Origin of the sequence: Streptomyces sp. NPDC001852, from assembly GCF_042891825.1 — a bacterium.
Lineage (GTDB): Bacteria > Actinomycetota > Actinomycetes > Streptomycetales > Streptomycetaceae > Streptomyces.
The window spans coordinates 178,775-197,588 of sequence record NZ_JBIATN010000005.1; the positions used below are offsets into that span (position 1 = coordinate 178,775).

Consider the following 18,814-nt stretch of genomic DNA (forward strand, 5'->3'; position numbering starts at 1 on the left):
TCTTGTGGGGTCCGGCCCCGCCGATCACGGAAAAAGTGAGCTTGAGTGACCCTTGCGCAGTGAAATATCCCGCGGCCCGGACGTGGGGCGGTTCCCGGGGGCGGCATCCCCGTCCCAGGCGTGGACGCCCTCTTGACGTTGCCGGATGCCGGATCGACACTCCTGGATGGGAATCCTAGTGAACAGGTAGGGAATGATGACGCGCCTCGAAACCGGCACCGGCCTCGCGGGCCGTACGCCGCTGCGCGCGCCCCTGCTCACCTCCCGCCGGCACATCGATCTGCTGCGCGTCTGCAGCGCGATCAGCCTCTGCCGCTGAGCCGGGGCTCCGCGCGCCACCGGCCGGCGCCGTTCGTCGTCGCGCACGTCCGTACGTCCATCACCCGGGGAGACGCATGTCCATCACTCCGCTCGCCGCCGTTCCGTCCGTCCATCGCGCCGCCCCCGTCTTCCGGGGCCGGATCGGCCGGGACGCGCGCAGCGGCCACTACGCCGTGCCGCACCGCTACCGGCTCCATCTGTCGACCGCCGACCCCGACGGACTCCGCCTCGCCGTAGGGCACAGCCTCCTCGGCCTGGACGGCGGTTGTCCGGTCACGGTCCTGCCCGCCGTACCGGACTGTCCCGGCGGCGGCCACTCCGCGCTGCGCCCGCTGTACGAGGCGAGCGCCCACCACTACACCGGCCCGGCCCTCGCGCCCGTGCTCAGCGACGACTGGTCCGGACGGATCGTCAGCACCCGCGCCCGCGACATCCTGCGTGACCTCGACCGTTTCCCGCGCGGGGGCGGTCCCGCCCTGTATCCGTGCGGTCAGGAGTCCGTCATCGAGGCCGTCGAGCGGATGTGCGCCGAGGGGATCGAGGAGGCCGCGCAGCGCGCCGGGCAGGCCGGCACCGACCCCGCCGGGCAGGCCGCCGCCCTCGACGCGCTCCTCGACACCCTGGGCAGGCTGGAGAGCCGGCTGACGGGAGAGGAGTACCTGGTCGACGGGCGGCTCACCGCCGCCGACGTCGAACTGTGGGTCGCCCTGGTGCAGTTGGACACCGTCCACCGCTGCCACCTCGACGCCTCCGCCGTCCACCGCATCGCCGGACACCGTGCCCTGTGGGCCTACGCCGCCCGTCTGGCCGCCCGTCCCGCCTTCGGCCGCCACCTCGACCTCGACGGCATCTCCCGCCGCCACCACGGCCGTTGCAGGGGCCTGGAGGCCGCCGGAGCCGCCGTCCAGATCCTGGACTGGGTGGGCCACGCCGCGGATGCCGGGGACGCTTCCCGCAGGTGAGAGCGGGACGGATGACGTCCAGCAGGCGGACGGTCGTTGACATTCGAACGGACAACTGCCTTACTTGCGGCTCAGAACGGTCATGAGCGTCAGCGCCAAGCCCTGGCTCGCTGACCGGCAACCCTCGCACCGCGGTGGGGTGCCCCAGGTGACGACCGGACCGGAATGACGTTTTCGGTAAGCGCGAGGGCCCCGCGGGGCCGGAACAGTGACAGGTGACGCCATGTACGCAGCTCCCAGGACGGCCGTGAGCCGCCCCCAGGGCTGCGTACGGTCGTACGCCGGGCTCCTCGTCGCCGACCGCGCCGTCGATCTGCTCCGCGTCAACAGCGCACTGTGTACCGCACCGGGCCGTGCCCGCTGTCAGGGCTGACGTCTCCTCCCAGCCCCCCTTCCTGATTTTTCCCCCTCGCCTTCCCGACGCACCCCGCCCCCGAGGTGTGCCGTCGCCCGCCCAGCCCCCGGTTCCCACGTGCCGCCGAGCGCCGCCTCGCGCCGCAGTGCCGTAGCGGCCCGCACCCGTGCGCCACGACCCGGGGTGTCCGACCCAAGCCGGAGCCCGCCATGAGTGAACCCCCAGGCGCTGCCGTCTCCCTCGCCGAGGCGCCGCCAGCCGACACTTCGTCAAAACCCCTGAAAGCCCAGCGTGTTCAGCCGCTGCGTCGGCCCGGCCGGTGGATCGCCACCGCCGCCGTCCTCGTGATCGTCGCCCAGATCCTGCACGGACTGGCCACGAACCCCTTCTACCAGTGGGACCGCTTCCGCTACTGGTTCCTGCGCCCCACCGTCCTCGACGGGCTCCTCGTCACCCTCGAAGTCGCCGCCCTCAGCGCGGTGTTCGGGCTCCTCGGCGGCATCCTGCTGGCCCTCGGCCGGCAGTCCGGCAGCCCGGTGCTGCGCGCCGTGAGCTGGACCTACACCTGGCTGTTCCGCTCGGTGCCGCTGATCGTCGTGCTGATCTTCCTCTACAACTTCTCGGCCCTGTACAAGACGGTGAGCCTCGGCATCCCCTTCGGCCCCGCCTTCGTCACCTTCGACGAGTCGAGGCTCGCCACCGACATGACGGTCGCCGTGGTCGGGCTCAGCCTCAACGAGGCGGCGTACGCGGCGGAGGTCGTCCGCGGCGGCATCCTCTCCGTCGACCAGGGCCAGCACGAGGCGGCGGCCGCACTCGGCCTGCCCAGGGGCTACCAGTTCACCCGGATCGTCTTCCCGCAGGCCCTCAGGTCCATCACACCGAACTACGTCAACCAGCTCATCGGCCTGATCAAGAGCACCTCGCTGGTGTTCTACGTCTCGCTGCTCGACCTCTTCGGCTCCGTGCAGACCATGGGCAGCACCTACCCCGGCGACATCGTGCCCCTGCTGCTCGTCGCCACCGTCTGGTACCTGATCCTCACCAGCGCCGTGTCCGTCGTCCAGTTCTACGTCGAGCGGTACTTCGCGCGGGGCGCCACCCGCACCCTGCCGCCGACCCCGCTGCAGAAGGCGCGCGCGGGCCTCGCCGACTTCCGGGCCCGGCTGCGCAGGGAGGCCGCCGTATGACCGCCACCGACACCCTGGAGACCACCCCGGCCGCGCTGGAGGTCCACGACGTCCACAAGTGGTACGGCACCCATCGCGTCCTCGACGGCATCGACCTGACCGTGCGCCCCGGCGAGGTCACCGTCGTCATCGGCCCCTCCGGCTCCGGCAAGTCCACGCTGCTGCGGGTCATCAACCACCTGGAGAAACCCGAGGTCGGCCATGTCAGCGTCGGCGGCGAGCTGATCGGCGTCAAACGCGGCAGCGGCGGCCGGCTCAGGGAGCTGAGCGAGCGCGCCATCCTGGCCCAGCGCAGCCGGATCGGCTTCGTCTTCCAGAACTTCAACCTCTTCCCGCACCTGACCGTCCTCGACAACGTGGCCGCCGCGCCCGTCGCCACCGGCCGGCTCGCCAGGCCCGAGGCCCGGGAGCTCGCCCGCGAACTGCTCACCCGGGTCGGCCTCGGCGACCGTACCGGCGCCTACCCGCGCCAGCTCTCCGGCGGGCAGCAGCAGCGCGTCGCCATCGCCCGTGCCCTCGCGCTGCGGCCCGGAATCATCCTCTTCGACGAGCCGACCTCCGCCCTCGACCCCGAACTGGTCGGCGAGGTGCTCTCCGTCATCAAGGACCTGGCCACCAGCGGCACCACCCTGGTCATCGTCACCCACGAGATCGGCTTCGCCCGCGAGGTCGCCGACCGGGTCGTCTTCCTCGACGGCGGCCGGATCGTCGAACAGGGCTCGCCGGACGAGGTGCTGGACAGGCCCCGGCACGAACGGACCCGGGAGTTCCTCGCCAAGGTCCTCTGAGCACCCGTGGCCCCGGTATCCCGTATCCCCCTGACCCCCGCAGTTCCCGAACGACAAGGACAGCCATGCCCACCCAGCTCTCCCGACGCAGCCTGATACGCGGCATCACCGCGGCGACCGCCGCCGCCACCCTCGCCACCGGGCTCGCCGCCTGCGGTGGCAACAGCGACGCCGCCACCACCACGACCGACACGGCCGGCACGGTCACCGTGGGCAGGGTGTCCAACGGCGCCGCCCGGCAGACCGGGTTGAAGGTCTCCGAGGTCAAGTCCATCAGCGCCGAACTGCCCGCCGCCGTACGCAGGAACGGCAGCCTGAAGATCGCCGTCGGTGCCCTCCCCGACGGTTTTCCGCCGCTGGCGTACATCGGTTCCGACCAGAAGACCCTCACCGGAGCCGAACCGGACTTCGGCCGCCTGGTCGCCGCGGTCCTCGGGCTGAAGCCCCAGATCTCCAACTACACCTGGGAGAACATGTTCGTCGGCATCGACAGCGGCAAGGCCGACGTCGGCTTCGCCAACATCACCGACACCGAGGAACGCAAGAAGAAGTACGACTTCGCCTCCTACCGCAAGGACAACGTGGGCTTCGAGGTGCTGAAGAAGAGCACCTGGGAGTTCAACGGGAACTACGAGAACCTCGCGGGCCGGACGGTCGCCGTCGACAACGGCACCAACCAGGAGAAGATCCTCCTGGAGTGGCAGGCGAAGCTGAAGAAGGAGGGCAAGAACCTCACCGTCAAGCACTACCAGAGCAAGAACGCCACCTATCTGGCGCTGACCGGCGGCAGGATCGACGCCTACTTCGCGGCCAACCCCGGGGTCGCCTACCACGTCACCCAGACCGCCAAGTCGCCCGACCCGACCCGCAGCGCGGGCACCTTCTCCGGCGCCGGTGCAAGCCTCCAGGGACTGATCGCGGCCACCACCAAGAAGGACAGCGGGCTGGCCAAGCCGATCGCGGACGCCATCAACCACCTCATCGAGAACGGGCAGTACGCCAAGTGGCTCGCCGCCTACAACCTCTCCGACGAGGCCGTCGCCACGTCCGAGGTCAACCCGCCCGGCCTGCCGCTGAGCAACTCCTGAGAGGAACGCTCCCGCATCGTGCAGGTGGTGCGGACGCGCGCGAGGCGGTGCGCGGCGCGGGAACAACCGCGGCCGCCCGCGCGTTGTGCGTCATGACGAGATCCGCTGGACGGGCCAGGAGGCCCGCCGCGGCCGACGGACGGAGGTGACGGCCGTGACACGTGTACTCCCGCCGTACGCCCCGTGCCCGTACCGCTCCGTCCGGCTGATATCCCGGCCGCACATAGATCTCCAGCGCGTGTCCGCCGCGCTCTGTCGCCACTGACCTTTCCCCCGGCCGCAGGGCCAGGGTCTCCTCCTGCCGCGCTCGCCCTCGCCGACGCCTGCCCTCGCGAGCCGGTGTTCCCGTCCGGACATCAAGGAAGGCACCGACGTGTCCTCAACCCCCTCCCCGACTCCCGCCGACCGACTGCACCTTGCCGTCGCCCTGGAGGGCACCGGCTGGCACCCCGCCTCCTGGCGCGAGCCGGTCGCCCGCCCCCGTGACCTGTTCACCGCCGGCTACTGGGCCGACCTGGTCACCGAGGCCGAGCGCGGTCTCATCGACTTCGTCACCATCGAGGACGGCCTCGGCCCGCAGTCCTCCCATTTCCTCGACCCCGACGAGCGCACCGACCAGGTGCGCGGCCGGCTCGACGCGGTCCTCGTCGCCTCCCGCGTGGCCCCCCTCACCCGCCACATAGGCCTGGTCCCGACCGTGGTGGCCACCCACACCGAGCCGTTCCACATCTCCAAGGCGATCGCCACCCTCGACTACGTCAGCACCGGCCGCGCGGGCCTGCGCGTGCAGATCACCGCCCGGCCGAACGAGGCCGCCCACTTCGGCCGCCGTACCATCCGCCGGATCGACGCCTACGACAGCCCGGCCGCCCAGGACGTGGTCACCGAGCTGTTCGAGGAGGCCGCCGACCATGTGGAAGTGGTCCGCCGGCTCTGGGACAGCTGGGAGGACGACGCCGAGATCCGGGACGCGGCGACGGGCCGGTTCATCGACCGGGACAAGCTGCACTACATCGACTTCGAGGGGCGCCACTTCAGCGTCAAGGGCCCCTCGATCACCCCGCGTCCGCCGCAGGGGCAGCCGCTGGTCACCGCCCTCGCCCACCAGACGGTCCCGTACCGGCTCGTCGCCCGCGGGGCCGACGTCGGCTATGTCACCCCGCACGACGTGGAGCAGGCACGTGCGATCGTCACCGAGATCCGCGCCGAGCAGCAGGCCGCCGGCCGGGCCGGGGACACCCTGCACGTCTTCGGCGACCTCGTCGTCCTTCTGGACGACAGCGCGGCGCAGGCAAGGGCGCGGCGGGAGCGGCTGGACGCCCTCGCCGGTGCGCCGTACGCCAGTGACGCCCGGATCTTCGCCGGTACGGCCGCCGAACTCGCCGACCTGCTGGAGGAGTTGGCGGCGGGCGGGCTGACCGGGTTCCGGCTGCGGCCCGCCGTCGCCGGGCACGACCTGCCCCGCATCAGCCGCGACCTGGTGCCCGAACTCCAGCGCCGGGGCCGCTTCCGGGACGCCTACGAGGCGGACACCCTGCGCGGCCTGCTCGGCCTCGCCCGCCCCGCCAACCGCTACGCAGCAGCCAACGCCTGAGCAGCCGGAGAGGACGACCGCACCCCATGAGCAAGCCGCTGAAGCAGATCCACCTGGCCGCACACTTCCCCGGCGTCAACAACACCACCGTGTGGAGCGACCCGGCCGCCGGCAGCCACATCGAGTTCAGCTCCTTCGCGCACTTCGCCCGGACCGCCGAACGCGCCAAGTTCGACTTCCTCTTCCTCGCCGAGGGGCTCAGGCTGCGCGAACAGGGCGGATTGATCTACGACCTGGACGTCGTCGGCCGCCCCGACACCTTCACCGTGCTGGCCGCACTGGCCGCCGTCACCGACCGGCTCGGTCTGACCGGCACCATCAACTCCACCTTCAACGAGCCCTACGAGGTGGCCCGGCAGTTCGCCAGCCTCGACCACCTCTCCGGCGGCCGCTCCGCCTGGAACGTCGTCACCTCCTGGGACGCCTTCACCGGCGAGAACTTCCGCCGCGGCGGCTTCCTGCCGCAGCAGGAGCGCTACTCCCGCGCCAAGGAGTTCCTCGCCACCGCGACCGAGCTCTTCGACTCCTGGCGCGGTCACGAGATCCTCGCCGACCAGGCGACCGGCACCTTCCTGCGGGACGCCAAGGCCGGCGCCTTCGTGCACCAGGGACAGCACTTCGACATCCACGGCCGGTTCAACGTGCCGCGCTCCCCCCAGGGCCGCCCCGTGATCTTCCAGGCGGGCGACTCCGACGAGGGCCGCGAGTTCGCCGCGGCCGGCGCGGACGCGATCTTCAGCCGGTACAGCACGCTGAAGGAGGGCCAGGCCTTCTACACGGACGTCAAGTCCCGCCTCGCCAAGTACGGCCGCCGCGCCGACCAGTTGCTCATCCTGCCCGCCGCGACCTTCGTGCTCGGCGACACCGACCAGGAAGCCGCCGAACGCGCTCGCGAGGTGCGCCGGCAGCAGGTGAGCGGCGCCACCGCCATCAAGCACCTGGAGTTCGTCTGGAACCGGGACCTGTCGGCGTACGACCCGGAGGGCCCGCTGCCCGACGTCGACCCGCTGCTGAGCGAGGAGCACATATCCAGGGGCCGCGCCCAGGTGCGGATGTACCGCGACCCGATCGCCATCGCCCGCGAGTGGCGGCAGCTCGCCGAGGCCAACAAGTGGTCCATCCGCGACCTGGTCATCAACACCGGCAACCGGCAGACCTTCGTCGGCTCCCCGGCCACGGTCGCGCAGACCATCAACGACTTCGTGCAGGCCGACGCCTCCGACGGCTTCATCCTCGTCCCGCACATCACCCCCGGCGGCCTCGATGCGTTCGCCGACAAGGTCGTACCCCTGCTCCAGGAACGGGGCGTGTTCCGCGCCGACTACGAGGGCACTACCCTGCGCGACCACCTCGGCCTCGCCCACCCCGACGCCGACCACGACACCGGCGCCGCGCCCGAGCGGGCCGCGTCGTGAACAACGCGGTGCTCGCCGAGGAACTCGGCTTCGACGGGTTCGGCGTGGGGGAGCGGCACGAGAGGTCGGTCCAGGACCACGCCCACCCCGCCCGGACCTCCCAGGAGGCGCGGGAGGCCCACCGGCCGGTCATCGACAAGGTCCACCGCTGTCACGAACAGGCCGCCGTCGCGCCGGTGCTGCGCAAGGGCATCCCGGACCCGCCGTTCCCGTGGGCACCGGTCCTGCCCGAGCCCGCCGACCGCTGAGGAGTCACCGCCATGTCCTCCGGCACCCCCCTCGGCGTTCTCGACCTGGTGCCCATCGCATCCGGTTCGAGCGCGCCCGAAGCGCTGCGCAACTCCATCGATCTCGCCCGTCGCGCCGAGGAGTTCGGCTACACCCGCCACTGGTTCGCCGAGCACCATCTCAACCCGGGCGTGGCCGGCACGTCCCCGGCCGTGCTGCTCGCCCTGACCGCCGGGGCGACCTCCACGATCCGGCTCGGCTCGGGGGCCGTCCAGCTCGGCCACCGCACCGCGCTGTCCACGGTCGAGGAGTTCGGCCTGGTCGACGCCCTGTACCCCGGCCGCCTGGACCTGGGCCTCGGCCGCTCCGGAGGCGGCCCGCCCGGAGAACGGCAGGCGCCGCCCGCGACGGTGACCCCGGTCGTCGACGGCCGCGCCCCGGGCGGCCTGCTGATCCCGCCGCGCTTCTCCTTCGCGCACCTGCTCGGCTCGCCGCGCATCGCCCTCCAGCGCAAGCTGCTCCTGCTGCCGAACGCCGAGTCACAGGAGTACGGCGAGCAGATCGACGACATCCTCGCGCTGCTCGCCGGCACCTACCGCTCCCCGGAGGGCATCGAGGCACACCCCGTGCCGGGCGAGGGGGCCGAGGTGGAGGTGTGGATCCTGGGCAGCAGCGGAGGGGTGAGCGCCGCGGCGGCGGGCGCGAGGGGACTGCGGTTCGCCGCGAACTACCACGTCAGCCCCGGCACCGTCCTGGAGGCAGTGGACGGCTACCGGGCCCGCTTCCAGCCGTCCGACGCGCTCGACAAGCCGTATGTCAGCGTCTCCGCCGATGTGGTGGTCGCCGAGGACGACGAGCGGGCACGCGAGCTCGCCGCCGGGTACGGCCCCTGGGTGCGCAGCATCCGCACCGCCGAGGGGGCCATCGCCTACCCGACACCCGAGGAGGCCCGGGCGCACCCCTGGACCGACGAGGACCAGGCGCTGGTCCAGGACCGGCTCGACACCCGGTTCGTCGGTTCCGCGGGCCGCGTCGCCGACCACCTCGAACAGCTCCAGGAGGCCACGGGCGCCGACGAACTGCTGATCACGACCATCACCCACGACCACGCGGACCGGGTCCGCTCCTACGAACTGCTGGCCGAGGAGTGGCGGCGCAGATGACGGCGGCGCGGGCGGCCCGGCCCACTCCTTCCGGTGTGGTCGCGGGGGGGCCCCCCCCCCGGGGGGGCCCCCCCCCCCCCCGCCCCCCCCCCCCCGCCCCCGGGGGGGTTGGGCCGGAGGGCCGCTCCAGCCACCGCACCCCGGGCCCCCCCCACCCCCCGGGGGGGGGGGGGGGGGGGGGGCCGGGGGGGGGGGGGGGGGCCCGCCCCCCCCCCCCCGGCGGGGGGGGGGGCCCCCCCCCCCGGGGGGGGCCCCCCCCGCGACCGCTTCCCCCGGCGCCGGACCTGTGGTCGGTGTCGTCCGTGTGCCGTCACCAGCACATGACCGCCGTCTCCCCCGAACCCCAGGTGGAGTGCAGGCGGACGCGGACGACATAGCGGCGGCCCCTGACGAGCCGGACCCGGACGGCGGCGTTGTCCGGCGTGCCGCCGTCGTCGTGCCCCGCGAGGAAGCGCGGCACCCCGTCGCGCTCCTCGAAGACCACGAGCACGCTGTCGGCGTCGCCGAAGGTGCCCACGGTGTAGTCGCGGGTCTCCGGCGGTGCCACGGCGAAGTCGGCCTGCTCGCCCGGCCCGAGCCCGAGCGGTGCCGACCGGAACGGCACCAGCTCGTCCGGCCCCGCCGGGTTCGCGGGCGGGTACCAGCGCAGCACGAACTCCTTGTCGGCCGGGGAAGGGTCACCGGCCGGACTCAGCCCCCCGCGGTACTGCTCCGGCTCCAGCACCAGCCCCGGGCCGAACGGGAACGTCATCACCGACTGCGGATCCCACACCGAGCCGCTCGCCTCACCGGCGTCCAGCTCCCGCAGCACGTTCGTGTACGTCGTCTCCCGGTTCCAGAAGTTCGGCGGACCCGCCAGCTCGGAGTACACGGCCTCGTCGTCCCAGTGGAGGGCGGCGTACGGGCTCTGGTGCTCGTGCACCATGCCGAGCGCGTGCCCGATCTGGTGCAGCACCGTCCCCCGCTCCCCGGGCCCGGTCACGTCCCAGCCCAGGTTCATGGTGCGCTCGCTCCGGCCGACCGACAGCGCCTCCCGGCCCACCGCCGACCAGGAACCGCCGCCGGCCTGGAACCCGATCCGCAGCTCCGCCTCGCGCCGGTCGCCGACCTCGGCGAACGTGACGCCGATGCCGAGCCCCTGCCAGGCGCGGAAGGCGTCGCGGACGGCGTCCCGCTGCTCCTCGCCGCCGGCCCAGGGCACCCGGCGCGGCTCACCGGTCCCGGGGACCGGGATCACCGAGGAGGCGCAGGCGTCGGAGCCGTCGAAGAAGGCGAAGTGCAGCACCGTGCCGTTGACCCACATCCGCCGCCCGGCGAGCAGCGCGCCGAGCCGCTCGGCGGTCAGTCCCGGTGCGAAGCACGGGGCCGGCTGCCGCGGGAGCGAGCAGAGGCGTCGGGTCATGCGGCCAGCCTGCCCGCCGGCCGGTGCCGGGCGCCTGAGTCGGGGGCTACTCAAGTCGCCCTGTATCAAACCTGAGTACGCGCGCTCTGCATGATGTGAGGACTTACGAGCAGGACGCGAGGACGCCGGAGTTCCCCTGGCCGTTCACCGGCCGGGAGGACGAACTGGAGCGGGTGCGCGGGGCGTCGGCCGCCGGCCGGCCCGGCATCGTGGTGACGGGACCGGCCGGCCACGGCAAGACCCGGCTGATCACGGAGGCGGTCCGGGGCACGGAGCACGCCCTGGTCACCGGCACGCCCGAGGCCCGGGACCTGCCCTTCGCGGCCTTCGCCCATCTGCTGCCCGACGCCGTCCCGCCGCACCGCGCGGTGCGGATCCTGTCCGGCGTACGGCTCCTCGTCGTGGACGACGCCCATCTGCTGGACGACGCCTCCGCCGCCCTCGTGCACCAGCTCGCCGTGCACGGCCGCACCCGGCTGGTCGTGGCCGCGGTGGACGGCGGGCCCGCGCCCGGTGCGGTGTCCCGGCTGTGGACGGGGGAGCTGCTGCCCCGGCTGGCCCTCGAACCGTTGCCCTGCGGGGACGTGGCCCACCTGCTCGCCGCCGCCGGCCTGGAACCGCTCACCGTCCGCCGCCTGCACCGGGTGTGCCGGGGCGATCTGCGACTGCTGCGGGACCTGGTGGGCGCGCTGGGCAGGGCCGGGCGTCTGGTTCCCGTGCCCGGCACGGACGAACGGGCCTGGCGGGGGCCGCTGCCGGTCACCGCGGCCGTACGCGAACGACTGGCGCCGGTGCTGGAGCGCTCCGGCCCCGCAGGGCGGGACACGCTGGAGCGGCTGGCGTTCGCCGAGCCGCTGGCGTTGTCCCTGTCCCGGGACGGCCTCGATCTCGACGTCCTGGAGCGCCTGGAGACGGACGGCCTGATCCACGTCGACGACGACAGCGGTGAGGTCACCCTCGCCCATCCCCTGCACGGACCGGCCCTGCGCGCCACGGCCGGCACGCTGCGCGCCCGCCGGCTGGCCACCGGCGCCCCCGGCCCGTGCGGCCCGGCCCTGGAGTCCGAACGGCGGGCCCTGGCACGGCGGATCGAGCAGCTGGACGTCCGGCCGGTGCCGACACCGGTCGGGGAGTGGCTCGTGGCCGAGGGCGCCGTGCTCCCGGCCGGGTACGCCGCCGTCCGTGCCCGGTTCGCCCGGCTGCGGGGCGAGCTGCGGGACGCCGCCGCCTGGGCTCGCCAGGGGTTGCGAGGGGTGCCGGGGGACGCGGCCTGCGGTGCCGAACTGCGCCTGGCCGAGGGCGGGTTGCCGGAGGCGGGCGATGGTGATGTGTACGCCCGGTACGACGCCGTACGCCTCGGGGCGCCCGGGCGGGTCGCCGGGCGGCTGCCCGCGGGCAGCGTGTTCGCGCGGCACGCGGAGGCGCTGGCGCGCGGTGACGGGGCCGGACTGGACCGGGTCGCCGAGGGCCTGGAGGAGCGTGGCTTCCTGCTGTTCGCCGCCGAAGCGTACGCGCAGGCCGTACGGGCACACCGCGATCCGCGTGCCGCACGGCTCTCCCGTACCCGTGCCGCCGCTCTCGCGCGCCGGTGCCAGGTCGCCCGCACGCCGGCGTTGGCGGGGCTGGTCCTCGGCGAACTCACCGCCCGGCAGCGGCAGATCGTGACGCTCGCGGCATCGGGGCTGAGCAACCGGGAGATCGCCGAGCGGCTGACCCTCTCCGTACGGACGGTGGGGAACCATCTGTACAGCGCCTACAGCCGCCTTGGCACCGGTGACCGGGGAGCGTTGCCGTCGCTGTGCGAGTCGGCGTGACCCTCACGCCGCTCCGAAAGCGGCGAACGCCCAGCCCGTCGCCTGGTGGACCGGGTCCCCGGGCAGGGCCGCGCGGGCGTCGCGGAGGGCCTCGGCCAGCGAGAGGCCCATGTCGAGGCCCTCGTGGAGCGCGAGCATCAGGGGCACCACCGCCGCGTCGTTGACCGGCGCGCTGCTCGCCACCACCCCGGCCGTGCCGAGCGGCAGCAACGCCGTGACCAGGCCGAGGAGTTCGTCGGCGCCCACGGAAGCGAGACGGGCGGTGTCGCAGCTGGAGAGGATGATCCGGTACGGGCTGCGCGCGAGCCGTTCGAAATCGTGCACGATGAGCGGGCCGTCGGCCATGCGCAGGGCGGAGAACAGCGGGCTGTCGGCGCGGAACGTGCCGTGGGCGGCGAGGTGCGCGAGGGCGGCGCCGTCCAGCTGTTCCAGGACTCGGGGGACCAGGGCCCCGTCGCCTTCCAGAACCGTCGCCGTGCCGTAGCGGCCGGCCAGTTCCGGCACCTCGGCTCCGCCGGTCGCCAGGCCCGGTCCGCGTACCAGCACATGCCGGCCGCCCGGCGGCGGCTCGGTCTCGCGGGCGCGCAGCCAGCTGCCCGCCGACGGCGACACACTGAGCACCCGGTCCCGCAGCGCGGGCAGCAGCGCCCACGGCACCCGGTGCAGCGCCCCCGGTGGCACGATCACCACCGGACCCGCGCCGAGCCGGTCCGCCGCCGCGCCCAGCAGCAGTTCCTGCAGGCGCAGGCCCGCGGCCTGAACCAGCGGCAGCCGGGCCTCGGCGCCGGGGTGGGCGAGCCGTCGCAGCCCGGCCTGTACGTGCTCGGCCTCGGCCACCGCCGCGGCCAGCGGCCCGCCGGTGAACCGCCGCACCCGGCCCTGCCCGCACAGCAGGACGTGCACCCGCCCGTCGACCACGGCGAGTTCGACCAGGCACGCCTCGCCGAGCCGGTCCAGCAGCCGGGCGGTGTCGAAGCGGTCGCCCTCGTGCGGGGCGGAGCCGCGTATGTGGCGGGTGCGGGAGCGGACCTCCCGCTCCAGACGCCGCTGTTCGCGCTCCAGCGCGGGCACCGGACGGCCCTCCATCCGGGCCTCCTCGGCGCGGGCCGCGATCTCCCGGTAGGCGGTCAGGCCGCTTTGCAGCGCCGGGTCGGCGGGTGGCCGGGTGGACGGCGCGGACAGCACGGTGGCCCGCCAGCGCTCGCTCCACTCCAGCAGTCGGCGCGGGGTGCCGTGGGAGAGGCTCACCTCCTGGGCCAGCGCGGCCAGTTCGGCGCCCTGCGCGGTGGCGTACGCCCGCAGCTCGGAGGCGCCGAGCGTCATCCGGTGGTCGTCCAGCACGTCCAGGCCGCGCCGGCAGGCCTCCAGCACACCTCGCCGGGACCCGGCCGCGCGCGCCCGGAGCGCCTGTGCCGCCCAGCCCGTCACCCGGGCCGGCGCCGGCCCGCCGTACCGGCTGCGCGCGGCCACCGCCAGATGCCGTTCCGCGTCCGCCGTCCAGCCCAGCGCGAGCGCGATCCGGCCCGCGAGCAGCGAGGCCTCCGGCGCGGCGGGCGAGCCGAAGGAGGCCAGCTTCCCGGCGACCGCCGCCGCGTCCGCCACCAGCCGCCCCGAGCCACGCCCGGCCGCCACCCGCGCCTCGATCAGCACCAGCCGGGCATGGGTCTCCCACCACAGCCGGCGCTGTGCCGCGAACAGCCGTACGGCGACGGCGGCGCGGGCCACGGCGGTGTGCGGGTCCCCGGCCGACCGGGCGGCCCGAGCGGCGGCGAGCAGCAGTTCGGCCTTGCGGGTGGACTGCCCGCCGATCCGGTCCAGCAGCGCGATCGTCGCGTCCGCCTCGACCAGTGCCTCCGGGGCCAGGCCGGCCGCCATCAGCACTTCGCAGCGCCGGAGGGACAGCATGTAGGTGGGCGTGCCGAGTTTCGCGTACCGCTCCTCGGCCTCGTCCAGCAGCCGCAGCGCCGCCGGGATGTCCCCGGACCGGAAGGCGGCCAGGCCCCGGCTCTCCACCGCGTCGGCCTTGTCGTGCTCCTGGCCGGTGGTGTCCCACAGCCGCTCCGCCGCCGTGAAGTCCGCGACCGCCCGGTCCACCGCCCCGAGCGCCAGATGCACGGTGGCCCGCAGCGTCAGTGCCCGCGCGGTCCAGATGTCGTCGCCGACCTGCCGCAGCACGGGCAGCGCCCGCCGTACGTCCTCCAGCGCCTCCCGGTGATGCCCCAGCACCCACCACACGTACGCCCGCCGGTACAGCACCCGGGCCCGGGTGTGCCCGCTGCCCCGCGCGACCCCGCGCTCGAAGGAGGTGAGCCCCTGCCGCGTGCGCCCCGCGTGCACCAGTGCGACCCCCAGGGTCGCCAGCACGTCCGCCTCGCGATCGGCCGACTCGGCGCGCGCCGCCAGGTCCCGCGCCCGCCGCAGATGCCCGAGCGCCACCCGCAGGTCACCGAAGTCCCGCTGCCAGATGCCCAGCACCTGGTGGGCCACGCTGGCGTGCAGCGGCGGCGGACAGGCCCCCAGCACCTGTTCCGCGCGTGCCCGGGCCTCGCCCGGGTCGGCGAACACCAGGGGCAGCAATTCGAGAACCGACTCGCTTCCCGCCGTCACGCCTCGCATGGTAGTGGCCACCTGTATCAGACGGTGGCCCCCCGGCTCTCACTGTCGAACACCGTCTTCAGGGGGAGGACAGGCCATGGCTCCACAGCGGTTCCACGAGCAGTTCGAGCACATCCAGCGCTCCATGCCGGACGTATCCCTGGCCATGGGGCCGGGCGACGACGCCCATTTCCTCTACGAGAAGGGGGTCGTCCTGGCCCGGGACGGCGCGGAGGCCCGCGCCGTCGAGGACGCCGTACGCGCCCACTTCACCGCGACCGAGGGACTCGACCCCGAGCACGTCCGCCGGGACGGCCCGGAGACCAACCGCACCGGCGTCACCCGCATCCGCACCGGCGACCCGAGCACCGGCGACGACACCGTCCCGCACGCGCTGCGCGCCCTGCGGGAGGCCGAGGAACGCCAGGGACGCCGGCTGGTGGGCCGCAACCACGTGGTGCACATCGCGGTCAACGCCTGCCCCGGCGACGAGCCCGTGCCCGTCGCCCGCACCCGGCCGGCCAACCCGGCCGCCGCCGACGGCGGTTACGACGCGGACGGCGCCGTCGGCGTCCTCGTCATCGACACCGGCCTGGTGCACGACCACGGCTCCTACCCGCTGCTCGCCCACACCACGGGCGACGCCCAGGCGGCCGAGACCGACGCCGACGGCGTGCTCCGCCAGTACGTCGGCCACGGCACCTTCATCGCCGGGATCCTCGCGGCCGTCGCACCCAACACCGCGATCACCGTCCGCGGCACCCTGAACGACGCCGGGGCGATCCTGGAGTCCGAGTTCGGCGCCCGGCTCTTCGAGGCGGTCGACCAGGGCGGCTGGCCGGACATCATCAGCCTCTCCGCGGGCACCACGACCGAGAGCGGCACCGGGCCGATCGGCCTGGACGCGTTCATGGGCGAACTGCGCGAGCAGGGCACCCTGCTGGTGGCCGCCGCCGGCAACAACGCCAGTGACACGCCGTTCTGGCCCGCCGCCTACGCCGCCCTGCCCGAGTACGCGGACAGCGTGCTGTCGGTCGGCGCCCTGCGCGCGGACGGCGACGGCGAGGCCTGCTTCAGCAACCACGGCCCCTGGGTGCGCGTCTACGCCCCCGGCGAGCACCTCACCAGCGCCCTCACCGGCTTCGACACGCCCGTGCCGTACGTGTACCAGCACTCCACCTACGACGCCTGCCGGTTCGGCTTCGACTATCCGTGCACCTGCCAGTTCCCGCGCCACACCGGCGTGCTGAGCGAGGGCCGGGAGAGCACCGGGGCCAAGCCGGACCAGGTGATGTTCGACGGCCTCGCCCAGTGGAGCGGCACCTCCTTCGCCACCCCGGTCGCGGCGGGCCTGGTCGCCGCCCGGATGACGGCGCACGGGGAGCTCGACCCGCGTACCGCCCTCGCCCGGCTGCTCGCGGGCGCCACCGACACCGCGGTGGTGCGCGGGGCGCACGTGACGGCGCTGCGGCCGGCCACCTGGCGCCCGGTTCCGGTCGTCGCACCGGCCGTACCCGCATGAGGTCCGGAACGCTCCGCTCCACGGCGTACCATGACGTGCCGTACACGAGGGGTGGAGCCGTGGACCGAACAGAGGTCGGCGCGCTCGTCCAGTCCGCCGTCGACGGGGACGCCGCGGCCTGGAAGGCGCTGGTGGAAGGGATGAGTCCGCTGGTGTGGTCGGTCGTGCGCGCACACCGGCTCTCCGACGCCGACGGGCACGAGGTCTACCAGACCGTGTGGTTCCGCTTCGCCCAGAACCTGGGCCGGATCCGCGAACCCGACAAGACGGGTTCCTGGCTGGCCAGTACGGCCCGCCACGAGTGCCTGAAAGTGCTCAGGAGCCTGGCCCGGCTGACCCTGACGGACGATCCGCGGGTGCTGGACCGGGCCAGCGACGAGCGGACCCCGGAGGAGTCGCTGATCGACTCGGAGGAGGCGGCGGACCGGGCCGAGCGGGTGCGCCGCCTGTGGCAGGAGCTGGACGGACTGGGGGAGCGCTGCCGGCAGCTGCTGCGCGTGCTGGTCTCCTCCCCGCCGCCCAGCTACGGTGAGATCTCGGCCGCGCTCGGTATCGCGGTCGGCAGCATCGGACCGCTGCGCCAGCGCTGTCTGCGCCGGCTGCGGGCCCGGATGAACGCACGGGGTGCGGCGTGAACGACGACCATCGGTTCCCGGAACCGGGCGCGGCGGACGAGGAGTTGGCGGACTCCCTGCTGGAGGAGGAGCTGCGCCAGGCGGCCGCCGTCCTCGACCCGGTCCCGGACGCCCTGCGACAACTGGCCCTGGACGCCTACGCGTTGCACGACCTGGACGCGAGGATCGCCGAGCTGACCTTCGACTCGCTCGTGGACGCGCTGCCGGTCAGGGGCGTGCCGGACGCCCCGCGGATGCTGACGTTCAGCGCGGGCGAGGTCACCGTCGACGTCGAGGTCACCGAGGACGGGCTGATCGGCCAGGTGCTGCCGCCGCAGACCGCGCGCATCGAGGTGCTCGGCGGCCCCCAGACCACCCGCCCGGTCACGGTCGACACCCTCGGCCGCTTCACCAGCGACACAGCGCCGGCCGGTCCGTTCGCCCTGAGGCTGCGGACCGGCGCGGAGGTGATCGTCACGGAGTGGCTGCGGGCCTGAACCGGGTCAGGCGGTCCAGGTCACGGGGAGCGTGCGCGGCCCGCGGATCATCGTCCGGTGGCGCCATCGCACCTCCTCGGCGGGCACCGCGAGCCGCAGCCCGGGCAGCCGGTCCAGCAGGGTGTCCACCAGCAGCTCGGTCTGCAGCCGGGCGAGCAGCGTGCCGGTGCAGAAGTGCGGGCCGTTGCCGAACGCCACGTGCGGGTTCGGCTCGCGGTCGGGGTCGATGCGGTCCGGGTCCGGGAAGACGGCCGGGTCGCGGTTGGCGGCGAGGTAGGAGACGTAGACCGGCTCGCCCGCCGCGATCCGGTGGCCCGCGATCTCCACGTCCTCCAGGGCGATCCGGGCGAGCCCGACCGAGCTGCGGTGCGGGATCCACCGGAACAACTCGTCCAGCACGGGGCCGCGGGCCTCGGGCCGCGCCCGCATCCGCTCCATCAGCTCCGGCCGGGTCAGCACCAGGTACAGCATCTGCCCGCAGTTGTGCGTGACGGCCTCGCCGCCGATCTGCAGCGGGCCGGCCAGCCCGACGGCCTCCTCCTCGCTGATCTCGCCGCGCGCCACGGCCCCGCCGAGCATCGAGTAGACGTCCTCGTCCCGGCTGTGCGCACGAGCCCGGATGATCGTTCTGATCCACCCGTACAGGCCCTCCTTGGCCTGGCCGGCCACCTCGGCCCCGTTGGTGGAGATGATCTCCCGGGTCCAGGCGTGCACCCGCTCCCGGTCCTCGGCCGGCACGCCCATCACCTCGCTGACCACGGTGAGCGGGAACGGCTCCAGCACCCGCTCGATCAGATCGGCCGGCGGCCCGTCCCGTACGACGCCGTCCACCAGCTCGTCCAGGATCTGCTGGGCACGGGGCCGCAGCCGCTTCATGGCGCTCACCGTGAAGGCGCCGGCGACCGGCTTGCGCAGCCGGTTGTGGTCGGGCTGGTCGGCCCACGCCAGCGAGCCCGGGCGGGGCGCGAAGTTCGGTGCCATCCGGGTCACCTGACGGCACGTCACCTCAGTGCGGCTGAACCGAGGGTCGTTGGTGATCAGCTTCACGTCGTCGTGGCGGGTGGCCAGCCACGCCCAGCCCTCGCCGAACGGCAGCCGGATCCGGGTCAGCGGACCCTCGCGCATCAGGCCGGCGAGGACCGGGTCGAAGTCGGTTCCGTCCAGGTCGGGCGTGGACCAGTCCCGTACGGGCGGCGGGGCGTGGCCGGTGAGCGTGGTCTCCTCGGTCATGCCGTCCAGCCTGGTACGGGTGCCTCCGGCTGTCCT

General features: G+C 74.0%; 18 protein-coding genes and 1 riboswitch. Of the genes, 15 read left to right on the plus strand and 3 right to left on the minus strand.

Annotated features, from left to right (window positions below):
* Nucleotides 1–196 precede the first annotated feature (196 nt).
* From ACFYZB_RS11085 to ACFYZB_RS11135, 11 genes are all read left to right on the plus strand, one after another.
* Nucleotides 197–319 (plus strand): putative leader peptide, encoded by a 123-nt coding sequence (locus ACFYZB_RS11085; RefSeq protein WP_351215403.1) that lies wholly within the window; start codon nucleotides 197–199, stop codon nucleotides 317–319.
* A 76-nt stretch (nucleotides 320–395) separates the two neighbouring features.
* Nucleotides 396–1,283, plus strand: a complete 888-nt coding sequence (locus tag ACFYZB_RS11090) for a glutathione S-transferase C-terminal domain-containing protein (protein ID WP_351215401.1) — start codon at nucleotides 396–398, stop codon at nucleotides 1,281–1,283.
* A 78-nt stretch (nucleotides 1,284–1,361) separates the two neighbouring features.
* Nucleotides 1,362–1,473, plus strand: a riboswitch (SAM riboswitch).
* A gap of 33 nt (nucleotides 1,474–1,506) precedes the next feature.
* Nucleotides 1,507–1,656, plus strand: coding sequence for a hypothetical protein (locus ACFYZB_RS11095; RefSeq protein ID WP_388756932.1), 150 nt, complete (start codon nucleotides 1,507–1,509; stop codon nucleotides 1,654–1,656).
* A 191-nt stretch (nucleotides 1,657–1,847) separates the two neighbouring features.
* A complete protein-coding gene (locus ACFYZB_RS11100; protein ID WP_388756935.1) occupies nucleotides 1,848–2,828 on the plus strand; it encodes an amino acid ABC transporter permease in 981 nt (326 codons plus the stop codon).
* Entirely contained in the window at nucleotides 2,825–3,616 is a 792-nt protein-coding gene (locus tag ACFYZB_RS11105) for an amino acid ABC transporter ATP-binding protein (RefSeq protein WP_388756938.1), read from the plus strand. Before ACFYZB_RS11100 ends, ACFYZB_RS11105 begins: the two co-directional genes overlap by 4 nt.
* A gap of 65 nt (nucleotides 3,617–3,681) precedes the next feature.
* Nucleotides 3,682–4,704, plus strand: coding sequence for an ABC transporter substrate-binding protein (locus tag ACFYZB_RS11110; protein ID WP_388756941.1), 1,023 nt, complete (start codon nucleotides 3,682–3,684; stop codon nucleotides 4,702–4,704).
* 154 nt (nucleotides 4,705–4,858) lie between these two features.
* Nucleotides 4,859–4,969: a putative leader peptide gene (locus ACFYZB_RS11115; RefSeq protein ID WP_388756943.1), complete on the plus strand. Its 111-nt coding sequence runs from the start codon at nucleotides 4,859–4,861 to the stop codon at nucleotides 4,967–4,969.
* Nucleotides 4,970–5,077: 108 nt separating this feature from the next.
* Nucleotides 5,078–6,298: an LLM class flavin-dependent oxidoreductase gene (locus ACFYZB_RS11120; protein WP_388756946.1), complete on the plus strand. Its 1,221-nt coding sequence runs from the start codon at nucleotides 5,078–5,080 to the stop codon at nucleotides 6,296–6,298.
* 26 nt (nucleotides 6,299–6,324) lie between these two features.
* Complete coding sequence (locus tag ACFYZB_RS11125; RefSeq protein ID WP_388756948.1) at nucleotides 6,325–7,713, plus strand: NtaA/DmoA family FMN-dependent monooxygenase; 1,389 nt, start codon at nucleotides 6,325–6,327, stop codon at nucleotides 7,711–7,713.
* Nucleotides 7,710–7,961, plus strand: coding sequence for a hypothetical protein (locus tag ACFYZB_RS11130; RefSeq protein ID WP_388756951.1), 252 nt, complete (start codon nucleotides 7,710–7,712; stop codon nucleotides 7,959–7,961). Before ACFYZB_RS11125 ends, ACFYZB_RS11130 begins: the two co-directional genes overlap by 4 nt.
* A 12-nt stretch (nucleotides 7,962–7,973) precedes the next feature.
* Complete coding sequence (locus tag ACFYZB_RS11135) at nucleotides 7,974–9,104, plus strand: LLM class flavin-dependent oxidoreductase (RefSeq protein ID WP_388756954.1); 1,131 nt, start codon at nucleotides 7,974–7,976, stop codon at nucleotides 9,102–9,104.
* Between the two features lie 310 nt (nucleotides 9,105–9,414).
* Here ACFYZB_RS11135 and ACFYZB_RS11140 read toward each other — a convergent pair whose 3' ends face one another.
* A complete protein-coding gene (locus ACFYZB_RS11140; RefSeq protein ID WP_388756956.1) occupies nucleotides 9,415–10,506 on the minus strand; it encodes a M12 family metallopeptidase in 1,092 nt (363 codons plus the stop codon).
* Nucleotides 10,507–10,601: 95 nt separating this feature from the next.
* On the opposite strand from ACFYZB_RS11140, the gene ACFYZB_RS11145 reads away from it, so the two are divergent.
* Nucleotides 10,602–12,320 carry a LuxR C-terminal-related transcriptional regulator gene (locus ACFYZB_RS11145; protein WP_388756959.1) on the plus strand — a complete coding sequence of 573 codons (1,719 nt, stop codon included), beginning with the start codon at nucleotides 10,602–10,604 and terminating at the stop codon, nucleotides 12,318–12,320.
* A gap of 3 nt (nucleotides 12,321–12,323) precedes the next feature.
* Here the strand turns inward: ACFYZB_RS11145 and ACFYZB_RS11150 are convergent, their stop codons facing one another.
* A complete protein-coding gene (locus ACFYZB_RS11150; protein ID WP_388756961.1) occupies nucleotides 12,324–14,927 on the minus strand; it encodes a CHAT domain-containing protein in 2,604 nt (867 codons plus the stop codon).
* An 85-nt stretch (nucleotides 14,928–15,012) separates the two neighbouring features.
* On the opposite strand from ACFYZB_RS11150, the gene ACFYZB_RS11155 reads away from it, so the two are divergent.
* The 3 genes from ACFYZB_RS11155 to ACFYZB_RS11165 are packed head-to-tail and all read left to right on the plus strand — an operon-like array spanning nucleotide 15,013 to nucleotide 17,548.
* Entirely contained in the window at nucleotides 15,013–16,437 is a 1,425-nt protein-coding gene (locus ACFYZB_RS11155) for a S8 family serine peptidase (RefSeq protein WP_388756964.1), read from the plus strand.
* Nucleotides 16,434–17,072 carry a sigma-70 family RNA polymerase sigma factor gene (locus ACFYZB_RS11160; protein ID WP_351208380.1) on the plus strand — a complete coding sequence of 213 codons (639 nt, stop codon included), beginning with the start codon at nucleotides 16,434–16,436 and terminating at the stop codon, nucleotides 17,070–17,072. The genes ACFYZB_RS11155 and ACFYZB_RS11160 overlap by 4 nt, the downstream gene beginning before the upstream one ends.
* Entirely contained in the window at nucleotides 17,069–17,548 is a 480-nt protein-coding gene (locus ACFYZB_RS11165; protein ID WP_388756966.1) for a hypothetical protein, read from the plus strand. The genes ACFYZB_RS11160 and ACFYZB_RS11165 overlap by 4 nt, the downstream gene beginning before the upstream one ends.
* Before the next feature lie 6 nt (nucleotides 17,549–17,554).
* Here the strand turns inward: ACFYZB_RS11165 and ACFYZB_RS11170 are convergent, their stop codons facing one another.
* Nucleotides 17,555–18,778, minus strand: a complete 1,224-nt coding sequence (locus ACFYZB_RS11170; protein WP_388756968.1) for a cytochrome P450 — start codon at nucleotides 18,776–18,778, stop codon at nucleotides 17,555–17,557.
* Nucleotides 18,779–18,814: the final 36 nt, after the last annotated feature.